General features: G+C 73.0%; 14 protein-coding genes, 1 pseudogene and 2 riboswitches. Of the genes and pseudogenes, 5 read left to right on the top strand and 10 right to left on the bottom strand.

The window, feature by feature from the left end:
• Positions 1 to 39 precede the first annotated feature (39 nt).
• Together OHT61_RS29440 and OHT61_RS29435 are read right to left on the bottom strand one after the other, a co-directional pair.
• Entirely contained in the window at positions 40 to 690 is a 651-nt protein-coding gene (locus OHT61_RS29440) for a (2Fe-2S)-binding protein (protein WP_329042356.1), read from the bottom strand.
• Between the two features lie 49 nt (positions 691 to 739).
• Positions 740 to 1,141, bottom strand: a complete 402-nt coding sequence (locus OHT61_RS29435) for a (2Fe-2S) ferredoxin domain-containing protein (protein WP_329042354.1) — start codon at positions 1,139 to 1,141, stop codon at positions 740 to 742.
• Positions 1,142 to 1,202: 61 nt separating this feature from the next.
• Positions 1,203 to 1,326, bottom strand: a riboswitch (cobalamin riboswitch).
• 144 nt (positions 1,327 to 1,470) lie between these two features.
• Positions 1,471 to 1,648, top strand: a riboswitch (cobalamin riboswitch).
• A 42-nt stretch (positions 1,649 to 1,690) separates the two neighbouring features.
• Here OHT61_RS29435 and OHT61_RS29430 point away from each other — a divergent pair.
• The 3 genes and pseudogenes from OHT61_RS29430 to OHT61_RS29420 all read left to right on the top strand — a co-directional run.
• Positions 1,691 to 2,722 (top strand): ABC transporter substrate-binding protein, encoded by a 1,032-nt coding sequence (locus tag OHT61_RS29430; RefSeq protein WP_329042353.1) that lies wholly within the window; start codon positions 1,691 to 1,693, stop codon positions 2,720 to 2,722.
• A complete protein-coding gene (locus OHT61_RS29425) occupies positions 2,719 to 3,831 on the top strand; it encodes a FecCD family ABC transporter permease (protein WP_443049572.1) in 1,113 nt (370 codons plus the stop codon). Before OHT61_RS29430 ends, OHT61_RS29425 begins: the two co-directional genes overlap by 4 nt.
• Positions 3,832 to 3,926: 95 nt before the next feature.
• A pseudogene (locus OHT61_RS29420) lies at positions 3,927 to 4,631 on the top strand (ABC transporter ATP-binding protein); the annotation flags it as partial.
• A 52-nt stretch (positions 4,632 to 4,683) separates the two neighbouring features.
• Here OHT61_RS29420 and OHT61_RS29415 read toward each other — a convergent pair.
• From OHT61_RS29415 to OHT61_RS29380, 8 genes are all read right to left on the bottom strand, one after another.
• On the bottom strand, positions 4,684 to 7,032 hold the full coding sequence (locus OHT61_RS29415) for a GH92 family glycosyl hydrolase (protein ID WP_329042349.1): 2,349 nt from the start codon (positions 7,030 to 7,032) through the stop codon (positions 4,684 to 4,686).
• Between the two features lie 211 nt (positions 7,033 to 7,243).
• Positions 7,244 to 7,870, bottom strand: a complete 627-nt coding sequence (locus OHT61_RS29410; RefSeq protein ID WP_329042348.1) for a class F sortase — start codon at positions 7,868 to 7,870, stop codon at positions 7,244 to 7,246.
• Between the two features lie 81 nt (positions 7,871 to 7,951).
• Positions 7,952 to 8,326: a hypothetical protein gene (locus OHT61_RS29405; protein ID WP_329042346.1), complete on the bottom strand. Its 375-nt coding sequence runs from the start codon at positions 8,324 to 8,326 to the stop codon at positions 7,952 to 7,954.
• Between the two features lie 103 nt (positions 8,327 to 8,429).
• Positions 8,430 to 10,550 (bottom strand): sensor histidine kinase, encoded by a 2,121-nt coding sequence (locus OHT61_RS29400; RefSeq protein ID WP_329042345.1) that lies wholly within the window; start codon positions 10,548 to 10,550, stop codon positions 8,430 to 8,432.
• Positions 10,534 to 11,259 (bottom strand): response regulator transcription factor, encoded by a 726-nt coding sequence (locus OHT61_RS29395; protein WP_329042344.1) that lies wholly within the window; start codon positions 11,257 to 11,259, stop codon positions 10,534 to 10,536. The genes OHT61_RS29400 and OHT61_RS29395 overlap by 17 nt, the downstream gene beginning before the upstream one ends.
• A 236-nt stretch (positions 11,260 to 11,495) precedes the next feature.
• Entirely contained in the window at positions 11,496 to 11,666 is a 171-nt protein-coding gene (locus OHT61_RS29390) for a hydrophobic protein (protein WP_327111949.1), read from the bottom strand.
• 469 nt (positions 11,667 to 12,135) lie between these two features.
• The gene (locus OHT61_RS29385) at positions 12,136 to 14,229 is read right to left on the bottom strand and encodes a SpoIIE family protein phosphatase (protein WP_329042343.1); all 2,094 of its coding nucleotides are present in this window, start codon (positions 14,227 to 14,229) and stop codon (positions 12,136 to 12,138) included.
• A 315-nt stretch (positions 14,230 to 14,544) separates the two neighbouring features.
• Positions 14,545 to 14,922 (bottom strand): MerR family transcriptional regulator, encoded by a 378-nt coding sequence (locus OHT61_RS29380; RefSeq protein WP_329042341.1) that lies wholly within the window; start codon positions 14,920 to 14,922, stop codon positions 14,545 to 14,547.
• Between the two features lie 62 nt (positions 14,923 to 14,984).
• On the opposite strand from OHT61_RS29380, the gene OHT61_RS29375 reads away from it, so the two are divergent.
• Both OHT61_RS29375 and OHT61_RS29370 read left to right on the top strand, forming a co-directional pair.
• A complete protein-coding gene (locus OHT61_RS29375; protein ID WP_329042339.1) occupies positions 14,985 to 16,082 on the top strand; it encodes an alkene reductase in 1,098 nt (365 codons plus the stop codon).
• 277 nt (positions 16,083 to 16,359) lie between these two features.
• The gene (locus OHT61_RS29370) at positions 16,360 to 16,596 is read left to right on the top strand and encodes a hypothetical protein (RefSeq protein ID WP_329042338.1); all 237 of its coding nucleotides are present in this window, start codon (positions 16,360 to 16,362) and stop codon (positions 16,594 to 16,596) included.
• Positions 16,597 to 16,648: the final 52 nt, after the last annotated feature.

The following is a 16,648-nucleotide window of genomic DNA, read 5'->3' as shown; positions in this document are numbered from 1 at the left end:
GGTGCCCTCGCGGCGCCACGTCCGCGTCAGCGGCACGGCTCAGCGGGCGAGGCAGCAGTCCCCGCACGTCGAGCCGCCCGGCGTCCGGTAGTAGAGGCAGCAGCTGCGCCGGCGGAAGCCCAGGCCCGGTCCGGTGACCGAGCCCGTTCCCACGAGCCGCCCCGTGCCGAGCAGTCGGTCCACCAGGCGGGTGAGCGGCCCCCGGATGTCCGGACGGGCGGCCAGCAGGACGCCGGCCGAACCCATCAGCGCGGAGGCGGCGTTGCCGTCCAGCAGGCGTGGTGCGATCCTGACGGCCAGACCGGCCTCCAGCCGTGCCAGATGGTCCATGACCTGGGCGCCGAGGGTGTGTTCGGGTTCCGCGAGGCGGTCGGCGTACCACCCGGCGGGGGCAGGCAGCCCGAGTGCCGAGCCGGTGTCCTCCCTGCGCAGGGTGTCCAGGTCCGGCACGATGCCGTGGAGCAGCGTGCAGGCCAGCACGGGTGACCAGAGGCGTGCCGCGTGGCCGAGCTGGGCGATGGACACGCCGACGCGCAGATCCGTGCGGTACCGGTCGGCGACGGCCGTGGCCAGGTCGGCGAAACCACGGGCGTAGGACGCGCCGACGGGGTGCCAGCCTTCGTCGGGCGCGTCCGTGCGCAGCGCGAAGAAGCCACCCAGCGCCGCCACCTCGGCCAGAGCGCTCGCCACGGCGTCGCCCGGCGCGCGTGCGGCGTCGGGCGGGCCCGGTGGCACCCGCTCAGGTGGCCGCACGGCGCCGAGGGGGAGCGAAGGCGTACAGATCGAGGATCGCCGGCCGGGGCGCGACCCCGGGGCCGCCGGCACGTGCCCAGGCGGCTATGTCCTCGGTGGCGTCCGGGTCGTTGACCAGACCCAGCCAGACGGGCCGGGCTCCCGCGGCCCTGCCCTCGGTGGAGGGCTGTACGACGACGACGTTGGCCTGGTCGCACACGTCGAGGCATTCGGAGACCCGCACCGGTGCCGCGCCGCGCAGCCGCGCGGTCTGCGCCGCGTGGTCCCCGGTCACCTTGGGGCTGCCGCAGCAGCAGTCCCGGCACACGACGATCCGGCAGGGCACCCGCCCCGTCACCGGTGGTGGCACGGTGCTGCCGAAGACCTCTTCGGCCGGGTTCTCGGACATGCCGAACCCCCCTCTCTCCGGGGAGATCCGCCCCGGGGTACGTCGAGGAGGCGACCGCGTGAGTCTCCTGGCTCTCGGGTCGTGGCTCGTCCCGTCCTTCCCGCCCCCGTGGGGGGCGGTGGACGTCGCGGGATCCGCTCGCCGATCACAGTGGCGGGACCGCGCCGGATTCGCACCGGCTTCCTCGGGCCGCCGTCGCCCTGTCGTGGACCATCATGGCATCCGGCGACCGGTGGCGCGGCGGGCAGCCCCGGGGCGGCTGCGGGCACCCGAGGCGGGGCGGCCCGCGCGAGCGTGCGGACGGGGGCCCGTCCCGCCCCGTCCCGGCAGAACGTAGGATCACCTGGTCATCGCCGCGACGGGAGACAGGAAGCCGGTGTGAATCCGGCACGGTCCCGCCACTGTGACCGGGGAACGCGGACCCTCCGCATGCCACCGCGCACCGCGCGGCGGAGCGGGGGCGCCGATCCCGGGAGTCAGGACACTGGCCTGTCGCGGGCCCGATCCGAGGAGCGCGGACTCCCCAGGAGGCTTCACGTGTTCACAGGCATGCCCCTTTTCCCTCACGCACTCAACTCCCGCAGGCGCGGCGCCCTGCGCACGGCGGCCGGCGTACTCGCTCTGTCGGCGCTCGCGCTGACGGCGGGCTGCGGCTCGTCCGACGGCCCGGGTGACGACCCGGGGGCCGCGGCGTCGTCGCCCGCCGGCTTCCCGGTCACCATCGACAACTGCGGTGTGAAGACGACGTACACGCGGCCTCCGGCCCGGGTCGTCACCATCCACCAGCATCCGGCGGAGCTGATGCTCGCCCTCGGTCTCGGGGACCGCATGGTCGGGACCGCCTACCCGGACTCGTCCGTACTGCCGGAACTGAGGAAGGCCTACGAGGCCGTCCCGGAGCTCGCCGAGGAGGAGCCGTCGTTCGAGACGGTCCTGGACGCCGAGCCCGATCTCGTCTACGGCGGCTACGGCAGCGCGTTCGGCGAGAAGGAGGGCCGCTCCCGCAAGGCGTTCGCCGACGCGGGCATCGACACCTACCTCAACCGCGAGTACTGCGGCAAGAAGCAGGTGACGATGGAGGACACGTACGAGGAGATACGCACCATCGGCACGATCTTCGGTGTGCCGGGGCGCGCCGACTCGCTCGTGTCGGACCTGAAGGGCCGTGTCGGCAAGGCCGCCTCCGCGGTCGACGGCGAGGCGGACGTGCCGGTGTTCGTCTACGACAGCGGCGACAAGTCGGCGTTCACCGCGGGCGGCAAGAGCCTCGGCACGGAACTGATCCGGCTCGCCGGCGGGAAGAACGTCTTCGCGGACCTGGACGACGTCTTCGGGGACGTCTCCTGGGAGCAGGTCGTGGAGCGCAGGCCGGAGGCCATCGCCATCTACGACTACGCGGGCTCCGACAGCATCGAGCAGAAGGAGAAGTACCTCCTCTCCCAGCCCGCGCTCGCCGACGTGCCGGCGATCAGGAACAAGCGGTTCGTCGTCCTGCCGCTGACCGCGACCCTGGTCGGGATCCGGTCGGCCTACGCGGTCGGGGATCTCGCCCGCGGCCTGCACCCCGAGAGCTTCCGGTGACCGCTCCCACCGTGGAGGTTCCCGGCCGGCGGGCCGGGGGGAAACGGCCCGCCGGGAAGGTGACGGGCCGCGGCACGCCGGCGCTCACCCTGCTCGTCCTGACCGCGCTGCTGCTCGTCTCGCTGACCGCGGGGCTGGCGATCGGCTCGGTGCACGTGCCGCCCGGTCAGGTGTGGGGCATCGTGGCGCACGCGATCGGCGTCGACCGGTCACCGCCCTCGTGGTCCCCGGCGCGCGAGACCATCGTGCTCGACGTACGCGCCCCGCGCGTCCTGCTCGGGGCGGTGACCGGCGCCGGGCTCGCGGTGGTGGGCACCGCCATGCAGGCGCTCGTCCGCAACCCGCTCGCCGAGCCCTACCTGCTGGGTGTCTCGTCGGGGGCGTCCCTGGGCGCGGTGAGCGTGATCGTGTTCGGGGTGACCTTGTTCGGCCCGGTGTCGCTGTCGGCCGCCGCGTTCGCCGGTGCGCTGGGCGCCCTGCTGCTGGTGTACGCCACCGCGCGTACGGGGGGCCGCATCAGCTCCGTACGCCTGGTGCTGTCCGGTGTGGCGATCGCGGCGGTGCTCACCGCGGTGCTGGACCTGCTCCTGCTGACCACGGACCGGGGCAACGAGGCCCGGGCGGTGCTCGCCTGGACCCTCGGCGGTCTCGGCGGCGTCAGCTGGGCGACCCTCTGGCTGCCCGGCGCCGCCCTGTTGCTGGGCATCGCCGTGCTGTCCCTGCAGGCGCGCAACCTGAACCTTCTGCTGGCGGGCGAGGAGGCGGCCACCACCATGGGACTGGACGTCGCCCGCTTCCGCTCGCGGATGTTCGTGCTGCTGTCCCTGGTCACGGGGGTGCTGGTCGCCGCATCGGGACCGATCGGCTTCGTCGGTCTGATGCTGCCCCACATCGTCCGGCTGTTCGTCGGCGGTGACCACCGCCGGGTGCTGCCCACGGCCGCGCTCGGCGGGGCGGTCTTCCTCGTCTGGGCGGACATCGCCGCACGCGTGGTGGCCGCGCCCACGGAGATCCCGGTCGGGGTGCTCACCGCACTGTGCGGCGGGCCGTTCTTCCTCTGGCTCATGCGCCGCGACGCGCGGCGCGGCACCGGCGAAGGAGTGGCATGACCGCGACCGCACTCGTCGTCGACGGGGTCACGCTCACGGCCGGCGCCCACCGCCTCGTCACCGAGGTCTCGTTGACCGCGCGGCCCGGTGAGGTGATCGGCCTCGTGGGCCCCAACGGCAGCGGCAAGTCCAGTCTGCTGCGCGCCGTCTACCGCGTCCTGCGGCCCGTCACCGGCGAGGTCCGGGTGGACGGGCAGGACGCCTGGTCCCTCCCGGTGCGCCGGCTGGCACGCATGGTGGCGGCGGTGACGCAGGAGTCGGCGGGCGAATTCGACCTGTCGGTCGGCGAGGTGGTGGCGATGGGGCGTACACCGCACAAGCGGCTGCTCGCGGGGGACACCGCCGAGGACGCCGAGGTGATCGCGTCCGCCCTCGCCGCCGTGGACGTCACCGGACTGGCGGCGCGTCCCTTCGACCGGCTGTCGGGCGGTGAGCGCCAGCGCGTCCTCATCGCCCGGGCCCTCGCCCAGGAGCCCACGCTCCTGGTCCTGGACGAGCCGACCAACCACCTCGACATCCGGCACCAGTTGTCCGTCCTCGGCGCGCTGCGGCGGCTTCCGGCCACGGTCCTGGTCGCCCTGCACGACCTCAATCTCGCCGCCCGCTACTGCGACCGCCTGTACGTCCTGGCCGACGGCGAGGTGGTCGCATCGGGCACGCCCGTGGACGTGCTGACACCGGCGCTGCTCGACCGGGTGTACGGCGTGACCGGCGAGGTCGCCGTCCATCCCCTGACGGGCGCGCCGCAGGTGACGTTCCTGCACGGACGGCCGGATCCCGGCGGGCCCGCGGGAGCCTGAGCGCGGAAGGACCCGCCTCTCGTCCGGGGGCGGGTCCTGGTTGCCGGAGCGGTCAGTCGAGGGCGGGCGGCGCGGCATCCGCCGATGTGCCCCAGTCGGAGGGAGCCGTGCCGACCTCGAAGGACAGTTCGCGGGTGCCGCGGATGTCCTCGGTGGTCAGGTAGGTCTTCCCGTACGCCGCCCCGTCGGTCCGCGCCGAGCGGATGTAGCGCGCCGAGTCGGAGGTCCCGGGGGCCTTCACCGTCAGACGGCCCTCGGGGTAGTAGCGCCGGTCCAGGGTGAGGTCCACGCGCTCGAAGACCGGGGTGGAGAGGCCCCAGGTGTCGGTGCCCGGCTGGACCGGGAAGATCCCGATCGAGGACAGGACGTTCCACGCCGACATCGTCCCGAGGTCGTCGTTCCCGGTCATGCCCGTCGGGGCGTCGGTGAACAGGGTGAGCGCCGCGTGCACCACGTCGGTCGTCTTCGACGGCTGACCGGTGGAGAGGTAGGTGTACGGGGCGATCAGGTCGGGCTCGTTCTGCGGGTTGTACTTGTCCGCGTTGTAGTAGTCGTACGGCCCGTTCACCCACACCTCCCGGGCGGTCTTCGCCGGGTCCTTCACCAGCTGGTCGTAGGCGAAGAACGAGTCGAGGCGCTCGTTGGCGGCCTGCGTGCCGCCGATCAGGGAGACCATGCCGGGCAGGTCCTGGGGCACGAGCCACTGGTACTGCCAGGACGTGCCCTCATGGAAGCCCTCGCTCTGTGCCGGGTCGGCGGGCCCGGTGAAGGCGCCGTCCACGTCACGGGCCCGGAAGAATCCGGTCGAACTGTCGAAGATCTTCCGGTAGTTCTGGGCGCGCCGGGTGTACCGCTCGGCGTCCTCCTCGTGGCCCAGCTCCTTCGCCATCTGTCCGAGCATCGCGTCGGACAGGGCGTACTCCAGGGTCGCGGACGCGCCGTGGTCGTAGTCGGAGTCGCCGGGCTTCGCGTGCGGGCGGCCCTTGATGTAGGGGGCGAAGCCGTCGGCGAGGTACTCCTTGTTGGCCTCGCGGCCGACGGGGGCGGAGCCGGCCGGGGGCACACCGTCGGCGTTCTTCTTCAGCGCCCGGTACGCCTGCTCCTCGTACCCCTTGAGCAGGCCCTGCTGGTAGGCGTTGGTGAGGAACGGGGTGACCGGGTCGCCGGTCATGATGTTCGTCTCGACCGTGCCGTAGCCCCACTTGGGCAGCCAGCCGCTGTCCTCGTCGATCTTGATGACGGAGATCGCCATGTCGCGGGACTCGCCCGGTGCGAGGAGCGACAGCAGCTGGGCCTGGGTGCGGTAGGTGTCCCAGAGCGACCAGTTCTGGTAGTAGGTGAAGCCCTTGGCCCGGTGGGTCTTCTGGTCCCAGCCGGTGTAGCGGCCGTCGACGTCGCTGCCGATGTTCGGTGCGAGGAACGCGCGGTAGAGGGACGAGTAGAAGGTCCGGCGGAGGGTCTCGCCACCGCCCTGCGCCTTGACGTCGCCGAGCCTGTCCTCCCACGCGGCCTGCGCGGCGCGTGCGACCTTGTCGTACGGACGGCCGCCCTCGGCGCGGAGGTTGAGGGCCGCCCCCTCGGCGTCGACGTACGAGATCGCCGTGGTCGCCTCGACGGTGCGGTCCTTGGTGGTGTCGAAGCGCAGGAAGGCACCGTTGCGCTCGCCGCCCGCCGTCGAGGTCTTCGAGCCCTCGGTGACCTGCTCGCCCTTCCACGTGCCCGAGGTGGTGAAGGGCCGGTCGAAGCGGGTGATCGTGTAGACGGTGTACGGCTTGGTGTCCTGGCAGAATCCGCTGCCGGTGATGGCGGTGCGCACCGTGCGGCTGTCCAGGATCTCGACCCGGGTGCCGACCGTCCTGTGCAGCGACTGGCCCGCGTTGATGAGGACGTTGGCCTTGTCGGTGGCGGGGAAGGTGTAGCGCTGCACGCCGGTGCGCTCGGTGGCGCTGAGTTCGGCCTTGATGCCGGTCTTCAGACCGACGGTGTAGGTGCCGGGGCTCGCCTTCTCGTCGTCGTGGCTGAACTCGGCGGCGTAGGCCGCGTTGTCCGTGGACGTGATGTCGCCGGTCGTCGGCAGTACGGGGAGGTCGCCGCCGAGTCCGCAGCCCACGCCGGAGATGTGAACGGTGGAGAAGCCCCTGATGTGGTTCTCCGAGTAGTCGTATCCGGTGTTGTGGCCGGTGTCGGGCGAGAACTGCACCATGCCGAACGGCACGGCGGCGCCGGGATAGGTGTTGCCCTCGTTCTCGGTTCCGATGAACGCGTTGACGAGATCGGTCAGCCGGCCGCGCTCGGCGTGCGCCCCTCCGTCCGCCGCGGCGGGCGCGGCGAGGGCGCCGCCGAGGAGCGCGGCCGTGACGGCCACCGTCCCCGCACTGCGTGTCACGTGGGTCCATCTCATGGGGAGAACGCCTCTCCAGCCTTAGACAACGTTGTCAGATCGCACTGCGCGATCATTCTTGGCTTGTATGCGTGTACCCGTCAAGAGTGGTGGCGGTGCCCGTGAGGGACCTCCACCGGTCCGCCACGAACGGCCGGGGGTGCCCACGGTCCGGCGGGCCGCGTCTGCGGAACCCCACCGCCGGCGGACCCGGAGGTGGGGAGGAGGGGCCTCAGCGCAGTGAGGCGTACACGATGAGGTTGTCCACGGGGTGCCCGTCGGCGTCGAAGGCCCCGTCGCACGTGATCAGCCGGAGGACACGCTCGTCGGTCGGTCCGTAGACCTTGCCGGTGGGAAAGGCCTTCTTGCTGACCGTCTGCGTGCCGGTGACCCTGAAGTGCGTCTGCCGGCCCGCCGCGTCGGACACGGCGATGTCGGCCCCCCGGTCGATCCGGTGCAGGTCGTGGAAGACGGCCTCGCCGAACCGCGTGTCGTTGTGGCCGATGAGCACGGCGGCGCCCGGCTCGCCGGGGACGGCCCCGCCCGCCCACCAGCCGGCCGTCATGCCCTTCTCGGCCGGCGGGACCTCCACCGTGCCGTCCTCGTTCAGCCCCAGTCTCAGCAGGTCGCTGTCTATCCCGAGCGACGGAACGGTCAGCCGTGACGGCGCCATGGCCTTCGGCGACTCCCGGGGCCGCGGCTGCGATGACCGCGGCTCCGGGGAGATCCGGGGGTCCGCGCTCCTGGAACGCTCCGGTGCGTCGGCCGCGCCGCAGGCGGTGACGGGGGCGAGCAGCAGGCAGACGGCCGCCGCGATCACGGCGGTCCGCCGCGACGGGTGCGGGGTGAGGAAGGGCATGACTACTCCGGTGCGTGGAAGTGCGGGGTGGCGTACGGCGGATGGCGCCGCTCCTGGAGGAAGCGGCGCCATCGTGCGGGATCAGCCGTTGCGCTGGGCGGCGGTCCGGCGGCGTACGACGAGGACTCCGGCGCCCGCGAGCAGCACCGCGCCGGCCGCCGAGCCGTAGAGCGCCGTACCGGCGGCGTCCTGGGCGGGGCGCTCCCCCGCGTCGACACCACCGCGGGGCATCCGGTCGGCCGGCAGGGGGGCCGGCGCGGCGGTCGGCCTTTCGTCGCGGCCCGCCTGGCTGGGCACCGGGGTGGCGGCCTGCTCCGCGGGGGCCGCCGAGGTGGCGGGGTCGGCGGGCACCGGGGTGGGCGTGCCGTCGGCCAGGGCCGCGGCGGACGGGAGCAGCACCGCACCGGCCGCCACGGCGGTGAGGACGGCGGTGCGCACGATGGGACGAAGGGACATGAAGGACTCCGATTCCGGCTCGGCGTTCTGTGGTGCCCGTGCACGTGTGCGCGCCGGGCGGCCGAGCGTCCCCTCAGGGTGGAGTGGAGTTGTCAGGAAGCTGTCAGACCGCTGTGTCCGTCGGATCAGGGCCCGCCGCGGGAAGCCGGAGCGTGAAGACGGAGCCCTCCCCCACGGTGCTGACGACGGCGGCCGTACCTCCGTGCGCCTCGACGAGTTTGCGGACGATGGCCAGTCCCAGGCCGCTGCCGCCGGTGCGGCGGTTGCGGGACTTCTCGGCACGCCAGAACCGGTCGAAGACGTGGGGCAGGTCCTGCGGTGCGATGCCCGTGCCGGTGTCGGCGACCTCCACCACCACGTCCTGGCCCGCCTTCCCGGCACCGTAAGCCCGCAGGGTGACCCGTCCGCCCGCCGGGGTGTGGCGCACGGCGTTGGTCACCAGGTTGCCGATCGCCTGACGCAGCCTCACCGGGTCTGCGACGAGCCCGGGGGCGGGGTCGTGTCCGCGGGCGGGGTCGTGTCCGGCGGCCGGGTCGTGTCCGGCGGGCCGGTCCACGTCCAGGCTCACACCGGCGGCTTCGGCCGGCGCCTGGTGGGCGGCCACGACGTGGGCGAGCAGGTCGTCGATCCGCACCGCTTCCGGGTGCAGCCGCAGCGCTCCGGCGTCGGCCGCCGCCAGGTCCTGGAGGTCGTCGATGATGTGCTGGAGCTGCACGGCCTCCTCCAGGAGCGAGGAGACGAAGGTCGCGTCCGGGTCGGCGATGCCGTCCTGCGCCCCCTCCAGCCACCCGCGGATGTTGCTCAGCGGGGTGCGCAGTTCGTGAGCGACATCGCTCACCATCACCTTGCGCTGCTCCTCCAGGCGTGCGCGGTGGGCCGACATGTCGTTGAAGGCGGCAGCCAGGCGGCCGATCTCGTTGTCGGCGGCGACGACCACGTGCGGCGGGTCCTCCCCGTCGCGCATCCGCTGCGCGGCGCCGGTGAGCGCGTGCAGCGGCCGTACGAGCCGGGCGCCGGCGAGCACCGAGGCCCCGACGGTGAGCGCGAGGACCAGCGCGGCGACACCGGTGATCTTCGCCGTGTTCGCCGACGACAGCTCGAATCCCGGGACCGCGCCGCCACCGGGGTCGGTGATGAACAGCAGCACGGGAGACGCCACGTACGAACTGAGCTGCTCCTGACGCGCGATGGCGACGCACGAGGCGATGTCGCGGTCGTTCTCACTGTCGGGGGGCAGTGCCGGGCTGGGCATCGGCGTCGCCGCCTGCCGTGGCTGAGCGGTGGACCGCTCGGCCGGCGACGGTGCCTCCCCGGCGTCGTCCACGGGTGCCGCTGTCGGGTCGGGCCCGAGGGGAACACGGGTGGCGGGCACGGGAGTCGGCTCGCTGTACGCCGCGGTGCGCGGGTCCCCCGCCCTGTTCCAGGAGAGGTCGAGGTCCAGACGTACCGCTTCGCGGCCCTGCCGGTCCAGGCACGCGTCCACGAGTTCGTTCAGCGCGGTGAGGGCCTTGCGCTCGGTGGCCGTGGGGCGGTCGAGCGTGTCCATGGAGCACCGGGTACTGCGCGTACGGTCGGGGTCGTTGCCCACCACCGCTATGCGGGGCCGCCCGCTCGGCCCCTCGACGACGTCGGAGGCGATCCCGGAGCGGCTGAGGCAGAGCACCGCCGCGTCGGCGGCGCGCTTCAGCGACACGCGCTCGGCCTGGGGCAGCCGGAACGGGCCGACGGCCCGGGGGTCGACACGGTCGCTCGTGGAGCGCGGCTCCCCGTCCGCTCCGGGTGCCGCGACCGTCACCGACCCGGCCTCGGACCCCGGTGTCACCGCGGCCACGGACAGCGGGTCCACGACCGCGGAGGCCTGGGGCGGCAGCGGCGGTGGGGACGGGGTGGAACCGGCCGAGTCGGCGAGTACCGCCCGGCTCTGGGTCGTGAGGGTGATCCGCCGGTCGGACGCGTCGGCGAGTCGGTCGACGGTGGCCCCCACTCCTTGCCAGCCGGGGTGTTCGGCCGCATAGGCGAGAAGGGTGTCCAGGACTCTGGTGTCCGCCGCGAGGTTGCGCCCCTGCTCCTGTTCGATGGCGCCGGACGTCCCCTGCACGGCCAGCCACGCCGTCGCGGCCACCGAACAGGCCGCCACGAGCGCCGACACCGCCAGCAGCCGGCCCAGCAGGCTCTTGCGCAGGGGCAGCCGATGGTGGCCGGCGTGGTCAGAGCGACGCGGCACGTGAGGCGCCCTTCCGCGGGTCCGTGAGCTTGTAGCCGACGCCGAAGACGGTGAGCAGCCGCACGGGGCGCCTGGGTGCGGGCTCGATCTTCTTGCGGAGGTTCATGATGTGCACGTCGACGGTGCGGCTGCTGATGTAGCGGTCGAAACCGTGGAGTTCGGCGAGCAGTTGTTCACGCGTGAACACCCGGTCCGGCTCGGCGGCCATCGTCGACAGCAGCCGGAACTCGCCCGGCGTGCACTCGACGCCCAGGCCGTCGACCGCGACCTCGTGGCGCAGGGGGTCGACGGCCAGCGTGCCCACCGTCAGGACGTGACCGTTGTTCTCGCGCTCCGCGTCCCTCCGGGTGCGGCGCAGGAGGGTCCGTACGCGCGCCATGAGTTCCCGCGGACTGTACGGCTTCGTCATGTAGTCGTCCGCGCCGAGGTCGAGCCCGAGCAGCAGGTCGTCCTCTGTGGCCCGGGCGGTCAGCATGAGGACGGCGGTCTCCCGCCTCTCGGCACGGAGGATGCGTACCACGTCGAGCCCGTCGGCCCGGGGCATCATCACGTCGAGGACGAGCAGGTCGGGCGAACCCTGCCGGGCCTGTTCCAGCGCCGCGAGGCCGTCCGACACCACGGTGACGGCGTGCCCCTCGCGTTCGAGGTAGCGGCGGATCAGCTCGGCCTGTTTCGCGTCGTCTTCCGCGACGATGACGTTTGCGCACACGGGGCGATCGTAAGGGAGCCGCCCGCGGCCGGGCGGAGGTGGCCGGGGGCCCACCGGTGGAGGCGCGCGGTTCCCCCGCGCGTCCGGTGGGCCCCCGGCCACACCGTGCTTCTGCCCCGCCGGTGCGCGCCCCTCGCGCCGGTCACCGCATTTTCACGCGAACCGCACATGGCTGCGGGGCGGTCCCAGACCTCAGGTCCGGGACCGCCCCGCAGCGCCGTGGGGACGGGTGGTGGCTACCAGCGGTACCAACGGCCGCGTCGGCCACCGGTACCGGCGGAACGCATGACGAAACCGAGCAGCCAGACGGCGAGCACGATCACGGCGACGATCCACAGGGCCTTGAGTGCGAACCCGGCCCCGAAGAGGACCAGGGCGAGAAGCAGGACGAGAAGCAGGGGAACCATAGTTATCAACCTCCGAGAAGGCGGGTGCCCCGGCACTCCCGGCCCATGCCTGGAAACTTATCTGTTTCTTATCCGTCCTGGCGGGCATGCGTTCTCGCCCGCCGGGATCACCGCCGGCTCGCGCCGTCACCCTGCGGGCACGGCCTGGAGGGGAGCGCGAGCCCGCCACCACGGAAGGGCCTCGCACCCCCGGTCCCGCGATGCGGTCCGGCCCGGAGGCGCGGAGCCGGCGTCGGCGCCGGTTCGAGCAGACCCAGGACACCCCTTCTCCCGCGGAGGCGGGCACACAGATCCTGATACGCCACACGTCGCGGTCCAGGTCGGCGCCGGCGCTCTGCTTCCTGCCCGGGACGGAGAGGTGGTGCGTGGCGCCGTCGTCGTAGTACTGGTGGTCGAGGGTGGCCCCGCCGTTCTCGCCGCTGTACGCCCAGGAGGAGTTGACCGCAGCACACCCGCCCCCGCCCGCCGACTACGGCTGGGCCGGTGCACCCGGCCTGGGCGGCGCCTGCTCGGTCCAGATCGTCTTGCCCCTGCTCGTGAACCGGGCGCCCCAGCGCTGGGCGAGCTCCGCGCAGATGAACAGGCCGCGCCCGCCCTCGTCCGTGGTCCGGGCATGGCGCAGATGCGGGGCGACGAAACTCGAATCGCTGACCTCGCACGTCAACGTGGGGCCGTTGACCAGCCTGACCTGCAGCGGGGGCGTTCCGTAGCAGATCGCGTTGGTGGCGAGTTCGCTGACGATGAGTTCCGTGCCGAACGTCAGCGCGTCGAGGCCCCATTCGGTCAGCCTGCGCCGCACCCAGTCGCGCGCGGCGGCCAGCCCGATGACGGTGCCGGCCTGGAGATCGAGGGACGTCGCGGCGAACACCGCGCCGTCGACGTCCTCGCCGAGGGCCGGGGCGCTCGGGAGCTCCGGGATCTCCGTCGTCCCGTCGGGGTGCACGAGCAGCGGGGGCGGGTGTCCGGCGAGGGCGATCGTGCAGCTGAGCGTGAGCGGGTCGTAGATGCCGTACGCGAGCGACGCGGTCAGCGCCTCCTCCTGCGGAAGGCGGCCCGAGTCGGCGGCCGCCCGCTCGGCGGCGAGCCGGGCGGCCGTGTCGTTGAGCCGGGCGAGCAGTTCGTCGCATTCGAGGTCCAGGGACGACAGGGTGTGGATGGCGGTGCGCAGTTGGCCCATGGCGGCGGTCGACTGGATGCCCTCTCCGGACACCCGGCCGACGGTGAACGCCACGCGCGCCCCGGACAGGGGGATGACGTCGGACCACCCTCCGCCGGCTCCTCTGGGACGGTGGAAGTGGCTCGTCTCCAGAGCGTCGCGGCGGGGAGGGTCCTGCGGGAGCAGGTGTCGCTGGAGTGTGACTGCGATGGTGTGTTCACGCGTGTAGCGGCGGGAGTTGTCGATGTGCAGCGCGGTGCGTGCGGCCAGCTCCAGAGCGAGATCGAGGTCCTCCTGGTCGAACGGCGTGCGCCCGGCCGACCGGTGGAGGCTCAGCGTCCCGAGGACTCCGCCCCGGAGCGTCAGCGGGGTGATGAGCGCCGAATGGACCTCCGAGGGTAGGGAACCGGGCTCCGGGTCGTGGACGATGAGGTGGGGCCGCAGGTCGGTGAGGGACTGCGACCACGCCGCCGGAAAGCGGAAGGGCCCCGGCGAACCGCCCTCGTGCGGCTCGTCGGCCGAGGCGAAGGCCATGCGGCGCAGCGGCATTTCGAGCGGGACGGGTGCGAGCGGGGGTTCGTCACCGCGGATGACCGGGTCCAGGAGGTCGACCTCCGCGTCGTCCGCGAAGTCGGGTACCAGGACACGGACCAGTTCCGCGCAGGTCGTGTCCATCTCCAGGGTGCGTCCCACTCCCTCGCGCGCCGCGTTGAGCACGCGGGTGCGCGACAGGGCCTGTTCGCGCCCGGTGACGTCGACGACCGACGCCGCGACAGCGAGGATCAGCCCGCCCGGGTCGCGGAGCGGGAAAACGGACACCTGGTAGAGGTGCTCCCGGGTCGGGTCGGTAGGCGGGTTTGCCCCCACGATCCTGTCGAGGGCGGGCTCACCGGTGGCCAGCACCTCCTTCATCATGGCGGTGGTGGCCTCGGGGCTGGTGAGACGGGTCACCTCCTCGAGCCGGTGCCCGATCAACTGCTCGGCGGGGATGCCGCTCACCCCGCCGGCCGCCATGTTGACCCGCAGTACGCGCAACTCGGCGTCCAGCACGTGCATGCCGATGGGCGACATGGTGAACAGGGCCCTCAGCAGGGCCTGTCCGAGAGGGTCGTCATCGGCTGCGGGAGCCGCCCTGAACAGGCCCCAGGCGCGCGAGCCGTCGCCGCGGGTCACCAGGCGCACGACCAGTTCGTCCGGCTCCTCCGCGTCGCCCGTGCGCCGGTGCTTCCCGTCCGCCGGGGCGAGCAGCTCCCAGGCCGGGCGGCCCACCGCGTCGGAGGCCGTCCTGCCGAAGAGCTCTCCGGCCTCCCGGCTCCACTCCAGCACGGCTCCCGACGGGCCCACGACGACCAGCGCGGCGTCGTCGTCGGGTTCCGATGCGGACTTCGATGCGGATGCGGATGCCATGGGGACGATTCGCCTCCGCTCCTTCCGACGGCCACAGCCCGCCGGGGGCCTCTTCCCGGCTTCACTCCAGGTTGGGGGCCGCTCCGGCGATCTGCACGTCGGGGGCTCACCGGCCGAAGTCACTCTCCGCAACCGGGCGACTCGCGGGCTCGGTCCGGAAGGGGCCCGTACCCGTCGGATGGCGCCGACCGGATGACGGCATGGGGGAACGTGCCCACCCGTCCGGGCGGATGCGGGCCCGCCGCCGGGGGCATGGTTGCCGGAACGCCGCCCATCGGGGGCGTCGCAGCCGGAGCACCGCGCCGCCGGCCGGAATCAGGGACCCGGCTCCTCCCGTCCCCCGGCGGCCGCCGCGATGACGTCGTCCAGCAGCGAGCGGGAGCGTCGCAGGTCCTCGATCAGGCGGTCGATGCGGGCGCGTTCGACGGTCAGCTCGCCGACCAGGAAGGCGTCGGCCGTCGCGGAGGGCCCTCCGTCACCGTCGCGCATGCAGGGCAGCAGCTTCACGATCTTGGCGCTGCACAGCCCCGCCGCGTAGAGCACCTGGATGCGACGGACCCTGGCCACCGCGGCCTCGGTGTACTCCCGATGGCCTCCAGGTGTCCGCTCGGCCCCCAGCAGGCCCTCTTGCTCGTAGTAGCGCAACGAGCGCTCGCTGACGCCCGTGCGCCGGGACAGCTCACCGATACGCATGACCCGGAACACACCCCCTTCGCCTTGATTCTCACACCGGTGTCAGGTTTTACGGTACGTGCATGACCTCCGAGACCACGACGTCGCTCCTCCTCTCCCCCGCCCGCCTCGGCCGGCACGAGCTGGCCAACCGCCTGGTCATGGCGCCGATGACCCGCAACCGTGCCGAGGTCGACGGCACCGCCACCCCGCTGATGGCCGAGTACTACGCCCAGCGCGCCGGTGCGGGCATGATCATCGCCGAGGCGTCGACCCCCAGCCCGGTGGGCCGGACCTACCCGAACATCACCGCCCTGCACTCCGACGCCCACACCGAAGGCTGGCGGCGGGTCACCGAGGCGGTCCGGGCGGCCGGCGGCGGGCCGATGTTCCTCCAGATCCAGCACGGCGGACGCGTCGGCCACCCCGACACCAGCGGTTTCACCCCGATCGCCCCCTCTCCGGTCCCGCTGCCCGAACCGATCCACACACCGACCGGGCGTCAGGAGGCGGTCACGCCGAGGGAGATGACCTCCGAGGACATCCGCGCCACGATCCACGACTTCGCCGCCGCGGCACGCCGGGCCGTCGACGCCGGGTTCGCCGGGGTGGAGGTGCACAGCGCCAACGGCTACCTGTTGCACCAGTTCCTGGCCCCGAACACCAACCTCCGCACCGACGCGTACGGCGGCAGCGTCGAGAACCGCATCCGCTTCACGACCGAGGTCACCGCCGCCGTCGCCGACGCGGTCGGCGGCGAGCGCACCGGCCTCCGCGTCTCCCCCGGCCACGCCGTCAACGGAGTCACGGACACCGACGCCGATGTCCTCTACCCGGCTCTGCTCGCGGCCAGCGCGGACAAGGGCCTGGCCTACCTGCACGTCGCCTTCGCCTCCCCGGAGCAGCCGCTGTTCGCCCGTCTCCGCGAGATCTGGCCGGGGACCCTCATCGCCAATCCGGTGCTGCCGGCGGACCGGATCCCCGCCGACGGGGGCAGGGAGGCGGCCGAACGGCTGCTCGCGGCCGGCGCCGACCTCATCGCGCTGGGCCGCCCCTTCCTGGCCAACCCCGACCTCGTCGAACGGCTGCGTGCCGGCGCGCCCGTCAACGCCGTACGGTCGAAGTACGCGATGTACACCGGCGGGCCCGTCGGTTACACCGACTACCCCACCCACGGCTGAGCGGGACCGGTGCGCCCGTCCGGCCGCATCGCACCGGGGAACCCGGCGGGGCGGGCAGACCTCTCCCAGGTAGTCGCACGACCGGGTCCTGCGGTTTCCGCCTTCCGCGTGCGACCGGAGGCACCTGAAGCACGGTGGCGTCCGGCCGCGCCCCGGCCGTATCCGCGCCCTCGGCTTGCACGACGCCGCTCCGGGAATGCCTACCGCGACGGCCCACGCAGCCGTCCGCCCCTGACCGGCGGCCGACTGCGTGGCGGACGCGGAGCGAGGAGAACACATGATGGATCCGAGTGCGTTGGAACCCCTGGCGACGTTCTGCGGCAACTGCGACTGCGGGTGCCCGCAACTGTTCGTCGACGAGACCGCGCCGGAGGACCGCAGGGTCGTGATCACCGACGACTTCGGTCAGCAGATCCGGATGAGCGCCGATCAGTTCGGCTCGATCGTCCAGGAGGCCAAGGCGGGCCGTCTGGATGCCGTTGCCGAGGGCGTGGACGTCCCTTCGGCGGGCTGAACCGGGTACGGCCCCCACGTCCCGCCCATGGTCTTCCGGGGCCCGGCGGCGA

The organism is Streptomyces sp. NBC_00178, assembly GCF_036206005.1.
Lineage (GTDB): Bacteria > Actinomycetota > Actinomycetes > Streptomycetales > Streptomycetaceae > Streptomyces.
The sequence above is the reverse complement of the archived record's forward strand: the minus strand, read 5'-3'. Positions and strand labels throughout refer to the sequence as shown.